Annotated in this window: 12 protein-coding genes and 1 pseudogene; 9 read left to right on the forward strand and 4 right to left on the reverse strand. The window is 65.6% G+C overall.

The features are described 5' to 3' along the window. The first annotated feature begins 133 nt into the window (after positions 1-133). Positions 134-547 carry a VOC family protein gene (locus ACEN2S_RS14815; protein WP_441867106.1) on the forward strand — a complete coding sequence of 138 codons (414 nt, stop codon included), beginning with the start codon at positions 134-136 and terminating at the stop codon, positions 545-547. 130 nt (positions 548-677) lie between these two features. On the opposite strand, the gene ACEN2S_RS14820 is transcribed toward ACEN2S_RS14815, so the two are convergent. After that, positions 678-842, reverse strand: coding sequence for a DUF3309 family protein (locus tag ACEN2S_RS14820; protein WP_441867108.1), 165 nt, complete (start codon positions 840-842; stop codon positions 678-680). A gap of 1,166 nt (positions 843-2,008) precedes the next feature. Between ACEN2S_RS14820 and ACEN2S_RS14825 the strand changes: the two genes are divergently transcribed. The 3 genes from ACEN2S_RS14825 to ACEN2S_RS14835 are packed head-to-tail and all read left to right on the forward strand — an operon-like array spanning position 2,009 to position 5,095. Further along, positions 2,009-3,061, forward strand: coding sequence for a type III polyketide synthase (locus ACEN2S_RS14825; RefSeq protein ID WP_441867110.1), 1,053 nt, complete (start codon positions 2,009-2,011; stop codon positions 3,059-3,061). Then, positions 3,058-3,564 (forward strand): isoprenylcysteine carboxyl methyltransferase family protein, encoded by a 507-nt coding sequence (locus ACEN2S_RS14830; RefSeq protein ID WP_441867112.1) that lies wholly within the window; start codon positions 3,058-3,060, stop codon positions 3,562-3,564. The genes ACEN2S_RS14825 and ACEN2S_RS14830 overlap by 4 nt, the downstream gene beginning before the upstream one ends. Then, a complete protein-coding gene (locus ACEN2S_RS14835) occupies positions 3,551-5,095 on the forward strand; it encodes a DHA2 family efflux MFS transporter permease subunit (protein WP_441867115.1) in 1,545 nt (514 codons plus the stop codon). Before ACEN2S_RS14830 ends, ACEN2S_RS14835 begins: the two co-directional genes overlap by 14 nt. A gap of 154 nt (positions 5,096-5,249) precedes the next feature. Here the strand turns inward: ACEN2S_RS14835 and ACEN2S_RS14840 are convergent, their stop codons facing one another. The 3 genes from ACEN2S_RS14840 to ACEN2S_RS14850 all read right to left on the reverse strand — a co-directional run bounded on the left by ACEN2S_RS14840 (position 5,250) and on the right by ACEN2S_RS14850 (position 9,936). Continuing rightward, complete coding sequence (locus tag ACEN2S_RS14840; protein WP_441867117.1) at positions 5,250-6,896, reverse strand: hypothetical protein; 1,647 nt, start codon at positions 6,894-6,896, stop codon at positions 5,250-5,252. Between the two features lie 80 nt (positions 6,897-6,976). Next, positions 6,977-8,770, reverse strand: coding sequence for a PhoX family protein (locus ACEN2S_RS14845; RefSeq protein ID WP_441867119.1), 1,794 nt, complete (start codon positions 8,768-8,770; stop codon positions 6,977-6,979). A gap of 161 nt (positions 8,771-8,931) precedes the next feature. After that, positions 8,932-9,936, reverse strand: a complete 1,005-nt coding sequence (locus tag ACEN2S_RS14850) for a GlxA family transcriptional regulator (RefSeq protein ID WP_441867121.1) — start codon at positions 9,934-9,936, stop codon at positions 8,932-8,934. A gap of 128 nt (positions 9,937-10,064) precedes the next feature. Between ACEN2S_RS14850 and ACEN2S_RS14855 the strand changes: the two genes are divergently transcribed. From ACEN2S_RS14855 to ACEN2S_RS14875, 5 genes and pseudogenes are all read left to right on the forward strand, one after another. Then, complete coding sequence (locus ACEN2S_RS14855) at positions 10,065-11,315, forward strand: sarcosine oxidase subunit beta family protein (RefSeq protein ID WP_441867124.1); 1,251 nt, start codon at positions 10,065-10,067, stop codon at positions 11,313-11,315. 28 nt (positions 11,316-11,343) lie between these two features. After that, the gene (locus ACEN2S_RS14860) at positions 11,344-11,634 is read left to right on the forward strand and encodes a sarcosine oxidase subunit delta (RefSeq protein WP_441867127.1); all 291 of its coding nucleotides are present in this window, start codon (positions 11,344-11,346) and stop codon (positions 11,632-11,634) included. Beyond that, positions 11,631-14,564 carry a sarcosine oxidase subunit alpha family protein gene (locus ACEN2S_RS14865; RefSeq protein WP_441867130.1) on the forward strand — a complete coding sequence of 978 codons (2,934 nt, stop codon included), beginning with the start codon at positions 11,631-11,633 and terminating at the stop codon, positions 14,562-14,564. Before ACEN2S_RS14860 ends, ACEN2S_RS14865 begins: the two co-directional genes overlap by 4 nt. After that, complete coding sequence (locus ACEN2S_RS14870) at positions 14,557-15,120, forward strand: sarcosine oxidase subunit gamma (RefSeq protein WP_441867133.1); 564 nt, start codon at positions 14,557-14,559, stop codon at positions 15,118-15,120. Before ACEN2S_RS14865 ends, ACEN2S_RS14870 begins: the two co-directional genes overlap by 8 nt. 278 nt (positions 15,121-15,398) lie before the next feature. Further along, positions 15,399-15,819 (forward strand): annotated as a pseudogene (locus ACEN2S_RS14875) (formyltransferase family protein); the annotation flags it as partial. Between the last annotated feature and the right edge of the window lie 186 nt (positions 15,820-16,005).

Here is a 16,005-nt window from a genome sequence, read left to right on the forward strand (position 1 = left end):
TGACCACCCGCGCCGGGGCAGCGGGCGGCCACGCGGACCGCCGGACGGCAGGCCAGTGCCGCGGCGGACAAAATCTGCTTTTTCTTTGCCTCCGGGACGGATAGCCAGACAAGAGCAATGCGGGAGGTTCGCGATGAAATCTGTCTTCCATCTGGCGCTACATGTCACCGATCTGGAAAGCACCCGGACGTTTTACCGGGATGTTCTGGGCTGTGAAGAAGGCCGCTCCACCGAAACCTGGGTCGATTTCGACTTTTTCGGGCATCAGTTGTCCCTGCATCTGGGCAAGCCGTTTGACACCACGCGCAGCGGCAAGGTGGGAGACCATATGGTGATGATGCCGCATATGGGCGCGGTCCTGCGGCTGTCGGATTGGCTGGACCTCTCGGCGCGGCTGGTCGCCCGCGGCGTCGAGTTTGACATTCCGCCGGTGGTCCGCTTTGCCGGGGAACCGGGCGAACAGCGCACGATGTTTTTCTTTGACCCCTCTGGAAATCCGATTGAAATCAAAGGTTTCGCAGATTTCGATCAGCTGTTCGCGAAATAGGCGCAACAGGCACGGGCGGTCCCTTCGCGGGCCGCCCTCTGGTCGTGTGGTCAACGGGCAGGCCGCCGTGCCGCACAGATCCTGCAATGGGGGCGACGCAGGGGGCTCCCCCGCGTCGCCCCGTCATGGGTCAGATGCGGCCCAACACCATCAGGACAAGCACGATGATCAGCACCGTGCCCAGCAGGCCCACCCCGGTATGGCCAAATCCATAGCCATAGCCCCCAAAGCGTCCGCTGAACCCGCCCAGAAGGGCGACAATCAGCAAAATCAACAGCAAAAGTCCAAGTGACATAGATCCGGCTCCAATTTTTCGGGGATGCACAGGGGCATTTCCCTTGAGGTGAATGGTGACCATCGGCTTGCCGCCGCGGTGACCGCGGCGATCCGATTGGCCCTGGGCGCATGCCCGCGGTGGATATCGTCTGCGAGAGAAGCTTCGTTCTTGCGCCTGAGGCCGAGCGGCGGCGCAGAGGTCTGAAGCGCAAGTGTGATGTGTCTTTCGCAGATCAAACGCGCGCGGGCGGGGAATGTTCCGCGCCATGGGCGTCAATGGGTTTTGGCCCCTGGCGTGTGCGGATCCCGCGCGTGCCGGTGACATTGCCGCGCGGACCCCAGGCCCGCAGCCAATGACCGGTCACGGGATGGCTGCGCCTGCATCGCGATCCGGCGAAGGATTGGCCCGGGAATGGCCTGCGCGGGGCACGCGGTCCTGTGAGATGAAGCGTCGGCGGCTTTCAGGGTTTGGCCGCGTCGGGACCGGCGAACCTCGGTTCCCGCTCTTACGGTCAGGAATCCAGGGCGGTCAGGAAGCCAGTGCGGTCAGGTTTTCCCTGCGGTCGTGAACCGCAGGGGATTGGCCTCGCATCAGCCGGTGCCCAAGCCCCGACCCCCGGTGCCCATCTCCAAACCCAGCCGCAGGGGCGCGCCTTGCGGTGCATCAGCCCTGTTGCGGCACTTGGCTGCCTGAACCACCTGAGCCGCGCGCTCTGGCGGGCGGGGGGTCGGCTTGCAACCGCCGATGTCTGCCGGTGGGTTGCATGTGGCAAGCGCGGCGGCGGTCGGCGCGGCGCCCCGAAATGACCGAATGGTGGCAGCCTCTGAAAGCCCGGCCCGCCTTCTCGCGGACGGTGGAACCCCGGAGTGAAACGGAGAGGTCGGCGGCCATGGCCAATGCCGGGCGCGAGGGCCTTATGCGGGATCCGGCCTTTGCTGCCTATCTCCAGACGCCACCTTCGGGGGCGGGGGCAAGATGCGTGCAAAAGGTACTTGCGCGCACCGCCGCGACCAAAGCGGCGGCTTTCGCGCGCCTCACGGCGATGTGCTCACATTTTCCCCTGTGTTTTGGGCTAGTGTGCGGGCCAGCCGGAACCGGGCGCGCGCGCCCCGCGTTTTGGACAGTACCAGACCCGGTCCGCCCCGGGCGCGCGTTCTGACCCCCTTGGCGGCAAAGGAGCTTTTGTGGCGCATCCTGTCAAATTGCTTTCCGTCAGCACGGCGGTTCCCGTCCACATGATCACCCAACGCGAAGCGGCGCAGGTGGCGCATGAGAGCTTTTCGGCGCGGTTCGATGATTTCGAGCGTCTGGTGAAAGTGTTTGAAAGCTCGGGCATTCTGCGCCGCCATCTGGTGCAGCCGCTGGATTGGTATCTCAAACCTTTGGGCTGGTCGGAACGCAATGCCGCCTATCTCGAGGGCGCAACCGCGCTTTTCACCGATGCGGCCGCCAAGGCGCTGGCGGCGGCCGGGGTGACGGGGGATGCGGTGGACACAGTGGTCACCATTTCCTCAACGGGGCTGGCGACACCGGCGCTGGATGCCCGCGCGGCCGAGACGCTGGGGTTTCGCAGCGATGTTGAGCGGGTGCCGGTGTTTGGGCTTGGCTGTGCGGGCGGCGTGTCAGGGATGAGCCTGGGCGCGCGTCTGGCGCAGGCCCGGCCCGGCAGCACGGTCCTCGTTGTGGCGGTTGAGCTTTGCTCGGTCGCTTTCCGCATGGACAAGCTGACCAAGGAGAACATCGTTGCCACCGCCCTTTTTGCCGATGGCGCCGCCGCCTGTGTGCTGCGGGCGGGCGAGGGCGGGCTGGCCCGCGTTGAGATGTCCGGCCAGCACACTTGGCCCGGCACCCTCGACATCATGGGCTGGGATGTGGATGACATCGGCCTTGGCGTGATCTTTGACCGCGCGATCCCGCCCTTTGCCGAAGCCAATATCGCGCCTGCGATTGCGGGTATTCTGGCGCGCGGCGGGTTGAAGCTGACGGATATCGACCGTTTCGCCTGCCATCCGGGCGGCGCGAAAGTCATCACCGCGCTGGAGCGGGCGCTGACGCTGGAGCAGGGCGCGCTTGATCATGAGCGCGCGGTGCTGGCGGATTTCGGGAACATGTCGGCCCCCACGGCGCTTTTCGTGCTGGACCGCGTCATCCGGTCCGGCCTGCCGCCCCGCACCCTGTTGACCGCGATGGGGCCGGGCTTTACCGCCAGCTGCGTCTCGCTGCAGGTGGCCGCATGACCGGCGCGGTGCTACTGCTGACCTTTGTCACGCTGGGTCGTCTGGGAGAATTGTGGCTGGCACAGCGCAACACGCGGGCCCTGCTGGCGATGGGCGCGATGGAGCTGGCGCCGGGGCATTATCCGGCGATTGTGGCGCTGCACACGGCCTGGCTGGGCGCGCTATGGATCTTTGGCGCGGAACATGCGGTGGATCCGCGCTGGCTGGCGGTGTTTCTCGTCCTGCAAGCCGCGCGGATCTGGGTGCTGGGCACTTTGGGCGCGCGCTGGACGACCCGGATCATCATCGTGCCCGGCGAAACGCTGGTCTCGCGCGGGCCGTTTCGCTATGTGAACCACCCCAATTACATGGTGGTGATCGGCGAGATCGCCGTGCTGCCCCTCTGTCTGGGCCTGCCTTGGGTGGCGCTGGTCTTCACGCTCCTCAACGCGGCCATCCTGACGGTGCGGATCCGTGCCGAGAATGCGGGCCTGAAGATGGCGCTCCGGCATGCCGAGGGCTGAACCGGCGATGCCGGTGCGCCCCGCGACCTGGCTGGGGTTCGGGGCCATGTGCATCGGCATGTTCATGGCCATTCTTGATGTGCAGATCGTCGCCACCTCCTTGCCCGAGATACAGGCCGCGCTGAACATCGCGCCTGAGCAGATGAGCTGGGTGCAGACCGCCTATCTGATTGCCGAGGTGATCGCGATCCCGCTGACCGGCATGTTGATGCGGATCCTGACCATGCGCGGGCTCTTTGTCGGGGCGACGGCGCTTTTCACCTTTGCCTCGCTCGGCTGCGCTTCGGCGGACAGTTTTGGCGCACTCGTGACTTGGCGGGTGCTGCAGGGGATGGCGGGGGGGACGCTGATCCCGGCGGTGTTCTCGGCGGTGTTCTTGCTGTTCCCGCTGCGGCGACAGGGGATTGCCACCACGCTGGCCGGGGTTCTGGCGGTGCTCGCGCCCACGATCGGACCGGTCGTCGGCGGCTGGATCACCGAAACCTATTCCTGGCACTGGCTCTTTTTGATCAATGTCTTGCCGGGGTTTGCGGCCGTCGCCGTTGCCGCAGCGGTGCTGCCCCGCGCCCCGATGCAGCGCGATCTGATCCGAGCACTGGATTGGGTGTCGCTGGGGCTGATCGCGGTGGCGCTCGGCGCGCTTGAGATTGCGCTGAAAGAGGGGCCCGCGCGCGGCTGGACCTCGGGGCTGGTGCTGGGGTTGCTGACCCTCGCGGCGCTGAGCGGGGCGGGGTTTGTGCGCAAAACGCTGCGGGCGCAGCCGCCGGTGGTGGAGTTGCGCAATTTCAGCAACCGGAATTTTCTGGTCAGCAGCCTTCTGAGCTTTGTGCTGGGGATTGGTCTCTTTGGGTCGGTCTATCTGATGCCGGTGTTTCTGGCCTTCGTGCGCGGGCATGGGGCGCTTGAGATCGGCAAGATCATGTTGGTGACCGGGGTGGCGCAATTGCTGATCGCGCCGGTGGCGGTGGCGCTGGATCAACGGACGGAGGCGCGTCTGCTGACGGCGCTTGGCTTTGCGATGTTTGCCATCGGGCTGGGGATGAGCGCCGTTCAGACGCCGCAAACCGATTTTGCGGGGATGTTCTGGCCACAGGTCTTGCGGGGGCTGGCGATCATGTTCTGCCTTTTGCCGCCCACCCGGCTGGCGTTGGGGCATCTGGCGCCCGAGCAGGTGCCCGATGCCAGCGGCCTTTTCAACCTGATGCGCAATCTGGGCGGGGCCATCGGATTGGCGCTGATTGACACGGTGATCTATTCGCGCGGCCCGGTGCATGCCGCGGCGCTGCTGGCGCAGCTGCAGGCCGGGGATCGTGCCACCGCCGCGTTCATCGGCATACCCGCTGACATGATGGCAGCGCTGCCCGCCGGACCGCTGGACCCGGCCAGCCAAAGCCTTCTTGGGCCGATGCTGGAAAAGGCGGCGCTCACCTCCGCCATCAACGATGCCTGGCTGATGATCGCGGTGCTGACCTTTGCGGCGCTGCTCTGTGTGCCCTTTGCCCGCAGGGCGCAGCCGGGGGGCACGCCCTGACGCGCCGCCGCCCCTGACGTGCAGTGCCGCGAAGGCAGGCCGCCGCGTTCAACAACATGCTGCCTGTGGTGCAGCGCAGAGGCGTGCTGTCCCAGGATCTGGCCGTCCGAAGTTCTGGCCGTCGGCAGGTGCCCCCGATCGCGGGTGGGGCAGATCAGCGGCGGGGAAACCACGCCGCTTCGGGGGTTTCAATGCCGGTGGGTTGCTCATCCTCGACCGCGCGCCAGACGGTGTCATCCATCGGGGTCAGATTGGCGTCGCGGCCACGGTCAAAGCTCTGGGCGCGCACAATATCGCGGTAGGCGGCGTTCAGCGCCATCGCGCGCCCGGGCGAGGGTGTCAGCAGCGGCCCGATGTCGTCGCGCAACGCGGCTTCCTTCTCGGTGCTCAGCGCGCCATCCGCGTCCAGCCAAGCTTCGATCACCGCGCGATTGGCGCGGTATTCGTCGCCCGCGCGGTTGGTGCGCAGGTAATGGGCATAATCGCCGGTGCCATCCGCCCGGATCAGATCGGGCGTGCCGGACAGGCCCTTCTGGCTCCAGTGATACCAGCCCTCGCGGAAAGAGGCGGTGCTCAGCTTGCGCGGAAAGGCGAAGGTGGAATCGTCCACCGTGCCCACGCCACCGTGACAGCCGGTGCAAAACACCGTCTCTTCAAAGCTTTGCGGCCGCAAATCTCCGGCGGCATCCTCAATGAACCCCTGCATCCGCCAGCCGCTGCCGGTGGGAATGCCCGCCTCTGCGGATCCGAAGAATTGCTTGGTGCGGTCCGGGAAATCGCTGTCTTCCTTCTTTTCGGCCAAGGCGCCTTCCTCAAGGTCGGCATAGGTTTGCCAGCGCGATTTGCGCATGTAGCGCAGCTCTTTCATCCGCGGCGCCATGGTCACCGTTTCGCCCTCGGTGGCGAGGTAGCGCACCGAATGCAGGAACTCGGTTCCGAACGGATAGAGCCCGGCGGCAAGTGGTGCCTCGGAGCCGGGCAGGGTGCCCGCGCGGCCCGCCCACTGCATGGTCACCCCCTCGAGGGGCGCGAAGGCAAAGGCCACATGGGTGGCGCTGTCCAGGACACCGTCGCGGTCGAGATCGACGCCGACGGTGGCTTCATCGGTGGCGGCAATCGCCACATCGGCGCGGCGGATCAGCGCCTCGGTGATCGCGAGGTTGGTTTTATAGACCACAAGGCTCTCGGCCCCGGTGGCATCCTCGCGATAGGCGGCGGGCAGGCGGATCAGCACATCATCGGCCGAACCATTGGTGGGCCAGAAGCCGCCCGGCAGCGGCTGATAGGCAAAGGCGCGCCAGCCGGTCAGGCGACCATCCGGGGCATGGTCGAAGCCCTCGTCGTCAAAGGCAAAATAGCTGTCGGGCACATAGCCCGCCCAGGCACCGTCGCCATTGCTGTCCCATGCCGGGGGCAGGGCCGCCAGTTTGGCGGCAAGGATCGGCTGGCCGGTCGCATCGAGATAGTTGTCCTCAGCGACATACGCTTTGATCTCGGCGGGGTCGGTCGCGGCAATCACCGCGCGGCGGTCGACAAACAGGTTGGTCCAGGGGTTGGTCAACGCGGGCCCCGGCATCGCGTAGCTTTGCTGCAGATCGGCGTCATTCACGAAATTCGGCCGCCGCGCGCTGACATGGCAGGTCTGGCAAGGGTTGTGGCTGTTCCCGGCCGCATCTTCGGTTTTGGTGTAGCATTGCGGCGGAATATAGGCTGTGGGGTTGCCCAGTGTCGTGCGGGTCAGATCCACCGCCAGCGCCGCCCCGGAACTGAGCAAAAACGCACAAAAAGACATTCGCAGCATCGGTTACTCCGCAGCCATCGCTTCCCGAAAAACGGGGCCCGGCGATCCGGACCCCGCGGTGTCATGCCTGAGGCAGGCGCTTAGTGCGCCAGCGGCGGGAAGGGCCCGATATAGCCGACATAGGCGCGCGCATCGGCGGCATCCGTCAGCTTGTCTTCATCCGACTCGCCGTAGGGGTGCTGGATCACAGCCATCAGATAGCCGTGGCCGTTGACGTCCGGGTACCAGTAGGGCGAGGTGGTTTCCGAGCCATAGGGCGTCGACAGGATGCGGGTCAGCGTATTGTCGGTGAGGTTCATCGACCAGATCACGTCGTTCTGGTGCCCCGAGCCCGTGTCTTCACCGATGATCACCGTGTTGTAGCCCGGGATGTAGGTCACGTTGTCCGGGTTGGCGATGCCGTTGATATCGCAGGTGTTCACCTCGGCTGCCGCGCCGCACATGTTGTGGGTCGGATCACAGGCGGGATCGGCCGCCGCCTCGGTTTCGGCCTTGCTCATCGGTTTCCCGGCGACCAGACCCTTCATCGTCGTGGCGGTATAGCCCGCGTCGAGGTCAAGCTGATAGACCGCGCCACAGCTGTTTTCTTCCAGCCGGATGTCGTCGCGGCCGCCCTTGTCACCCTTGTACCCGGCCTGCATCGCCTTGCCGACTTCCGAGATCGACAGATAGACCTTGTTGTGGTCGGGATCGTAGGCGATGCCTTCCATCTTGCGGAACTCGGTGGTGGCCCCCATCATCGAGGCATAGCGGCGGGTTTCCAGACGCGAGGCCAGCATTTCCATGCCCGGCTTCACCTTCAGACATTCCGCAGCACCCTCGGCGTTCGAGGACATGAAGCCCTCGGCGCAGCTGCCATCTTCGTTGATGTCAGCGGTCTCGAAAAGATCCGAGAATTGGGTCCCGGCTTCGATCCCGGCCTGCACCTCGGCATCAATTGCATGGCCCAGATCAACCCATTGCAGATCGGCCTCGCCCACGCCCGCATCCGAGGTCTGCACCCATCTCGCAGCGTAAAGCGTGCCCGCACTCAGGTCGCCCTCTTTGTCGGCGACAAAGCGGAAGAGACCCACATTGGTGCCATCATCCGAGATATAGGCGGTTTTCTGGTCCGGCATGACCTTCGCCAGCTCAACCGCGACGCGGCCCATCGAGAAATGTTTATGCGCGGTGGCCGAACCGTCCTCGGTCACGGTGATCTCGGTCGGAAAGCCATAGCGGTAGGGTTTGTAGGTGGCGCGGAACTCGTCCAGCGTCATCTTGGACGGGTCGAGACCTTCGTAGCGCACCATCGGGAAGGCATAATCGTCGATGTCATCAAGGCTGGTGGCCGCTTCGATGCTGCGGGCATCCGCGGGGTATTCTTCGGACCCGAGATGCGTGTTCCAAGGCGTCACCGACCCGGCGCAGGGCACCCAAAGGCCGCCGTAAGAGGCGAAATCTACCGGCTTGGTCGAGATGGCGGTCAGGTTGCCCTCGGCATCCTGTGCCAGCTCGCTGATGTACATCGCACCCGGGCGCGATTCAAAATGCGTCACCGAATAGAGCTTGTTGCCGATCGGCAGCAGCGAGGTGAAATCGGCATCCGGCGAGATATGCTCCGAGCCGTCTTCGGATTGCACGATCTTGCCGTTGCGGTCGGTCAGGGCGGCAAAGGTGTTGTCGCCCAACTTGTCGCCGGAACGCGCCAGCACATGATAGGCAATCGGATATTCCTTGCCGTCGATGGTCACGCTTTGCGTGGCGATGGCGGCGCGTTTGGCCGCATCATCGGCGGCGAAAGGCACGGGGCTGAAGGCGAGATCGCCCGCATGGGCTACCATCGGCAGTAGAACGAGGGCAGTGGCGCGCAGGAGGTGGCTACGAACAGACATGGCTGGTCCCTTACATGATCTTCGATCCTGTTAGACCCGCGAGACGACAGTTTCGTGACCATCCGGCACCCGTCCCCGCCCGCTTGCGGTCGGGTGCATTCCCGAGGCCCCGCTGGGCTGGGGATGGGGTAAGGATGAGAGTGCGGGCCGAGCGGCGCGGGTTACCCCCGCAGATGCGCGCCGCGCCGCCGGGCGGGGGGCATCCCGAAATGCGCTGCAAACAGGCGCGAGAAATGCGCGGTCGAGACAAAGCCGGTGGCCTGCGCAATATCGCCGAGCGAGAGGGTGGATTGCGCAAGGAGCTGATCGGCCTTTTCCAGACGCAACAGCCGGTAGAACTGCATGGGCGGCATCTTGAACTGTGCCTGAAACAGCCGCTGCAGCTGGCGCGGGCTGCCGCCCGAAAGGCTCGCCAGATGCTCGGGCGTGAGCGGATCGGCCAGATGGCTGTTCATCAGCCGCACCGCCGCCACCAGCATCGGATGCGTCAGGTGATAGCGGTCAACCGGATCCAGCTGTTGCGGCTCATCCGCGGTGCGCAGGCGCGGATGGATGAACCAGTCGCTGACCGCGCGGGCAAAATCGGCCCCATGCTCGCCCGCAATCAGCGCGCACATCATGTCCAGCGCCGCCACGCCGCCCGCGCAGCTGTAGCGGTCGCGGTCAATCACATACAAGGCGCGCTCGATCAGCAGGTCGGGTTGCTGATCGGCCAGCGCATCGGCATGCAGCCAGTGCAGGGTGAACCGCCGCCCCTTCATCAGCCCATGCCGGGCGAGAATGGCCCCGCCGCCCGAAATTCCCCCCAGCCTGACCTTGCGCGCATGCAGCCCCCGCAGGCCGCGAATGAGCACGGGATCGGTGAAATGCATCGGATCGCCACCCGCGACGACAAAGGCGATATCCAGCTCATTTCCCGCCGTCGCCAAGGCTTTGCACGGGAAGCCGCCGCCGCAGGAAGAGGCAACGAACCCCTCGGAACTGGCAAAGAAATGCAGCCGGTAAAGCTCGCGGCCGGCCAAAAGATTGGCGGCGCGCAGCGGCTCCACCGCCGAGGCCAGCGACATCAGCGCATGGTCGGGCGTGAGGACAAACCCGATCTCGCGCGGGGCAGAAACGTCCGGGGTCGGCATGCCGGTGGCGCGCCGGGCAGTGACAGCGGCCATCGTGACAGTCCCCCATGATACGCGCCCACCGCCTGTCCGGGGCGGGCAATTCCATGTCCGTATCTGACATTTCTTGCGCAATTTGTCACGCTAGAGTTGGGGAAATTCCGCCAGATCACGAGGTCGATGTGCGTTTTTCAGCTCTGAGAGTTTTTGCGGAGGCGATCACCGGCCACAAGGGCTGGAAGCCGCTGTGGCGCAACCCGGAACCGCAGGCCAGCTATGATTACATCATCGTGGGCGGCGGCGGGCATGGGCTGGCAACGGCCTATTTTCTGGCCAGCCAGTTCAGGCAGGCGCGGATTGCCGTGCTGGAAAAAGGCTGGATCGGCTCGGGCAATATCGGGCGCAACACCACGATTATCCGCTCGAACTACCTGCTGCCGGGCAATGAACCTTTCTACGAATTCTCGATGAAGCTTTGGGAAAACATGGAGCAGGAGTTCAATTTCAACGCGATGGTCAGCCAGCGCGGGATCCTGAACCTGATCCACAGCGACGGTCAGCGCGATGCCTATCGCCGGCGCGGCAATGCGATGCTGCTGGCCGGGGCGGATGCCGAACTGCTGGACACGGCGGGGGTGCGGGCCATGTACCCCTGGCTCAATTTCGAGAATGCCCGTTTTCCGATCAAGGGCGGGCTATTGCAGCGCCGCGCGGGCACGGCGCGGCATGATGGTGTGGTCTGGGGCTATGCGCGCGGCGCCGACCTTCTGGGCGTCGATCTGATCCAGAATTGCGAAGTGACCGGCTTCCGGATCGAGAACGGCCGCGTGCAGGGGGTGGACACCTCGCGCGGCTATATCGGCGCGAAAAAAGTGGGCGTGGCGGTGGCGGGCTCTTCGGGCCGGGTGATGGCCAAGGCGGGCCTGCGGCTGCCGATCGAAAGCCATGTGCTGCAGGCCTTTGTCTCGGAAGGGCTGAAGCCGGTGATCGACGGCGTCATCACCTTCGGAGCCGGGCATTTCTATGTGAGCCAATCCGACAAGGGCGGGCTGGTCTTTGGCGGCGACATTGACGGCTACAACTCCTACGCGCAGCGCGGCAACCTGCCGGTGGTCGAGGATGTGGCCGAGGGCGGCATGGCACTGATGCCCGCGATTGGCCGGGCGCGCCTGCTGCGGATGTGGGGCGGCATCATGGACATGTCGATGGACGGCTCGCCGATCATCGACCGCACGCCGGTCGAGGGCCTCTATCTGAACGCGGGCTGGTGCTATGGCGGGTTCAAGGCGACCCCGGCGTCCGGTTTCAGCTTTGCGCATCTACTGGCGACGGACCGGCCACATGACACCGCCGCCGCCTACCGGCTGGACCGTTTTGGCCGTGGCCATGTGATCGACGAAAAAGGTGTGGGCGCCCAGCCCAACCTGCATTGATGCTCCGCGTTTCAGACAAGGCTAGATCATGCTGATCCCTCATCCTCTTCTTGGTCTGCGTGATGCGCAGGAATTCACCTATCTCGGCGATGCCGCACTGCTCAACCGCCCCGACGGCATGGCCGAGGACGCGGCTGGCGCCTTTAACGACTATGTCTATCTGCGCGACAATCCGGCGGGCCTGCACCGGGAATTGTGGTTCCACGAGCAGGGCGACCGTTCCTGGCTGATCGTCACCCGCGATACGGTGACGCATGAAATTCTGCGGGCGGAGCTGGCGCAGGACGTCGCACTTGCAGCACGAGGGGGTCAGGCATGACGCGGCTTTCCGGAGGGCTGATTGACCGCAGCCAGACGCTGAATTTCACCTTCGACGGCAAATCCTTCACCGGGCATCCGGGAGACACGTTGGCTTCGGCGCTCCTTTCGCATGACGTGCGGCTGATGGGGCGGTCGTTCAAGTATCACCGGCCGCGCGGCGTGGTCGCGGCGGGGTCAGAAGAGCCGAACGCCTTGGTCGAATTGCGCAGCGGCGCGCGTCAGGAGCCGAACACCCGCGCGACAGTGGCGGAGCTCTACAACGGGCTGACCGCCAACAGCCAGAACCGGGTCGGGTCCTTGGCCTTTGACCTGATGGCGGTGAACGATCTGATGGCACCGTTCTTCGCGGCGGGGTTTTATTACAAGACCTTCATGTGGCCGAAGGCCTTCTGGGAAAAGCTCTATGAGCCGATGATCCGCCGCGCGGCGGGGCTGGGGTCGCTGTCGATGCAGCCGGACCCGGACCAATATGACAAAGGGTTCCTGCACTGCGACCTCTTGGTGGTGGGCGGCGGGGCGGCGGGGCTGATGGCGGCGCTGACGGCGGCACGGGCGGGCGCGCGGGTCATTCTGGCGGATGAGGATTTCCGGCTGGGCGGGCGGCTTTTGGCGGAATCCGATCTGGTGGACGAGCGCCCCGCAGCCGACTGGGTGGCCGGTATCGAGGCGGAACTCGCCAACCTGACCAATCTGCGGCTGATGCGGCGCACGACGGTGTTCGGGGCCTTTGACCACGGTGTCTTTGGCGCGGTGGAGCGGGTGGCCGACCACCTCGCCACCCCGGGCAATGGCGTGCGCCAGACCCTGTGGCGGATCACCGCCAGGCGCGTCGTGATGGCCACGGGCGCCACCGAGCGGCACATTCCCTTCGCCAACAACGACCGCCCGGGCGTGATGCTGGCGGGGGCGCTTCGCGCCTATGCCAACCGCTGGGCCGTCAGCCCGGCTCAACGCATCGCGGTTTTCACCTCGGGCGATGACGGCCACCGCACCGCGCTGGATCTGGCCGCCAAGGGTGTTGAGATTGCGGGCGTCATTGACACGCGCCCGGAGGCCAAGGCGCTTGGGGACTATCAGCTGTTCGCGGGGGCCGTGGTCAGCGATACGAAGGGGCGTCTGGGTCTGAAGCGCATCGCGGTGATCCGCGACGGGCAGACGACATGGCTTGAGGCAGGCGCGCTTGGCGTGGCGGGCGGCTGGAACCCGAACCTGCATCTCGCCTCGCATCATCGGGGGCGTCCGGTCTGGGACGCGGCGTTGCAGACCTTTTTGCCGCAAGCGGGGGCCATTGCGGGCCTGATCGCGGCGGGGGCGGCGCATGGGCAAGGCAGCGCGCTGGCCGCGATGGCCTCGGGCGCGGCGGCGGCGCAGGCGGCGCTGGCAGAGCTGGGGATTTCGGCCCGCCTGCCCGATCTGCCGCGCGCCGAAGACGCGCCGCGCGCGCAGGCCGCCTTCTGGCATGTGCCGGGCAAAGGCCGCGCCTGGGTCGATTTTCAGAACGATGTCACCGTCAAGGACATCAAACTGGCGCATCAGGAGAACATGCGTCCGGTCGAGCACCTGAAACGCTGGACAACGCTGGGCATGGCCACCGATCAGGGCAAGACGGCCAATGTCACCGCGTTGGCGGTGATGGCGGAGCTGACCGGCCGTTCCATCCCCGAGACGGGCACCACCATCTTTCGCCCGCCCTATACCGGCGTCGCGCTGAGCGTGCTCGGCGGGGGTGACAGCGGCGCGCATTTCCGCCCGCGCCGTCTGACGCCCACCCATACTTGGGCTGCGGAACAGGGCGCCGTCTTTGTCGAGGTTGGCCCCTGGATGCGGGCGCAATATTTCCCCCGTCCGGGCGAGACCCATTGGCGGCAGACGGTCGACCGCGAGGTTTTGGCCACCCGCGCCGGGGTCGGGCTTTGCGATGTCACGACGCTGGGCAAGATTGACGTGCAGGGCGCGGATGCGGGCCTGTTTCTCGACCGGATCTATGCCAATGCGATGGCCAGCCTCAAGGTGGGGATGGTGCGCTACGGGCTGATGCTGCGCGAGGATGGCCATGCCTATGATGACGGCACCTGCGCCAGGTTGGGCGAGACGCATTATGTGGTGACTACCACCACCGCGCAGGCCGGCCCCGTCTACCGGCATATGGAATTTGCACGCCAATGCCTCTGGCCCGAGCTGGATGTACAGCTCGTCTCGACCACCGATGCCTGGGCGCAGATCTCGGTCGCGGGGCCGCAGGCCCGCCGCCTGCTCGAACGGGTGGTGGATGGGTTCGACCTGTCGAATGCGGCCTTTCCTTTCATGGCCTGCGCAGACCTGACCGTCTGCAACGGCCTGCGCGCGCGGCTGTTCCGCATCTCATTCTCGGGGGAACTCGCCTATGAAATCGCGGTTCCGGCCCGCTATGGCGCGGCGCTGCTGGCGCGGATGATCGAACTTGGCGCGGATCTTGGCGCCACCCCCTATGGCACCGAAGCGCTTGGCGTTTTGCGCATCGAAAAGGGTCATGCGGCGGGCAATGAGCTGAACGGCCAGACAACGGCGCAGATGCTGGGCATGGGCAAGATGGTCTCGCGCAAGAAAGACAGCATCGGCGCCGTGATGAGCCGCCGCGAGGGGATGGTGGCCGAGGGGCGGGTACTGGTCGGTTTGCAGCCGGTCGATGCGTCAGCCCGGATCGCGGCGGGGTCGCATCTTTTCACGCAAGGGGCCGAGCCGAAAACCGAGACCGATCAGGGCTGGATCACCTCGGCCTGTTTCAGCCCGCATATTGGCTCAATGATCGGCCTTGGTTTCCTCGAGCGTGGCGCCGAGCGGCTGGGCGAGGTGATCCATGCCGCCAACCCCTTGGAGGGGCAATCCACTCTGCTGCGTGTGGTCAGCCCGCATTTCGTTGACCCCGAAGGAGGGCGTGTCCGTGACTGATCTGATGGCCATCACCGCATTGGGCGCGGCAAGCGCGCGCCGCCAGACCTTTGGCGCCCTTACCTTGCGCGAAAACCCCGATATCGCGCTGGCCTCCCTCGCGCTGCGGCGGGGGGCAGAAGTGCCCCGCCCCATGGGCCTTACCCTTCCGCAGCCGGGGGGTTTGGCGGCAGGGCAGGGGATCGGTGCCTTCTGGACTGGCCCGGATCAATGGATGATCGAGGCTGAGGGCCGCGCCGGGGAAGATTTCGCCGCCGCGCTGAAGGAGGTGGTGCCGCAGGCGTCGGTGACCGAGCAAACCGATGGTTTCGTGGTCTTTGAGATCACCTCATCGGCGGGGGGCGCGCCGATCCAAGCGCTGCTGGAAAAGCTGGTCAATCTCGATCCCGCGCGGTTCGGGCCGGCATCCGCCACCCGCACCGGCCTTGACCATATGAGTGTTTTCGTTCTGCGCCGGAGCGAAGACCATTGCGCCTTTCTCGGCATGCGCTCCTTTGCCGGATCGCTGTGGCACGCGCTCTCGACGGCAGCGGGGCGGCTGCAGCAGAAAGCGTGAGGACGGCAGCTTAGCAAAAACCGGGCCCGAAAGGCCGCCAAACCGACAGAAATGGTGGCCCGGCGGGCGTCGTTTCTCCGCACCGCGCGCCCTGATGCGTGCGGCCGACGGGAGCCCCGTGATGACCCGACACGGCCTCACCGTCACCGGCCGCAGCACCCGTTCCATCGTCGTCGCCATCTGGCCGAGAACGGCTGCAACATCATCGGCAACGGCCAGTTTGACGATGTGCTGACGGAGCGGTTTTTGAGGCGCGTCAGCTTCACGTCGCAGTTGGGCAAGCCGCGGCCGAACAGAAGCGGATCCTGCGCGAGCGCGGTGCAGAACGGGTTGTGCTGGCGCGTGATCCCGATCCTCTCGGATCAGATCTGCACCGAGATGGCTGAGCGGATCATCACCATCCACCACTCGTTTCTGCCCTCCTTCAAGGGCGCAAACCTCGGCAAACAGGCCTGTGAACGCAACGTGAAGCGGATGGGCGCCACCGCGCATTACGTCACCACTGATCTGTATGCAGGCCCGATCGTCGGGCACGACAGCATCCGCGTCACCCATGCCCGAAGTAGCAGGGATTATGTCCGTCTGGTCCGCGACGTGGAGGCGCAGGTGCTGGCGCACGCCAGCCATGCCCTTATTCTCCATCGCGTCTTTATCAATGGCGCCGGGAGGGGGGCGCTCCCGGCCAGCCCCGGCAGCTAAACCTCGGAACGCATAGGAGAATTGCAGATTTGGGACCTCAGTGGCAGGCGCGCGGGCAGCGGAGCGCCGCCAGCGGCACGGCCCCTCGGTCATCCGATCCGCCCCTCTGGCGGCTGCGGTGCTGTCGGCATCGGATGTGCTCTGTATGAAAAGGGCCCCCGGAGGGGCCCTTTGGGTCAGCGCAGG

This window comes from Phaeovulum sp. W22_SRMD_FR3 (genome assembly GCF_052113705.1).
GTDB lineage: Bacteria > Pseudomonadota > Alphaproteobacteria > Rhodobacterales > Rhodobacteraceae > JBGQOG01.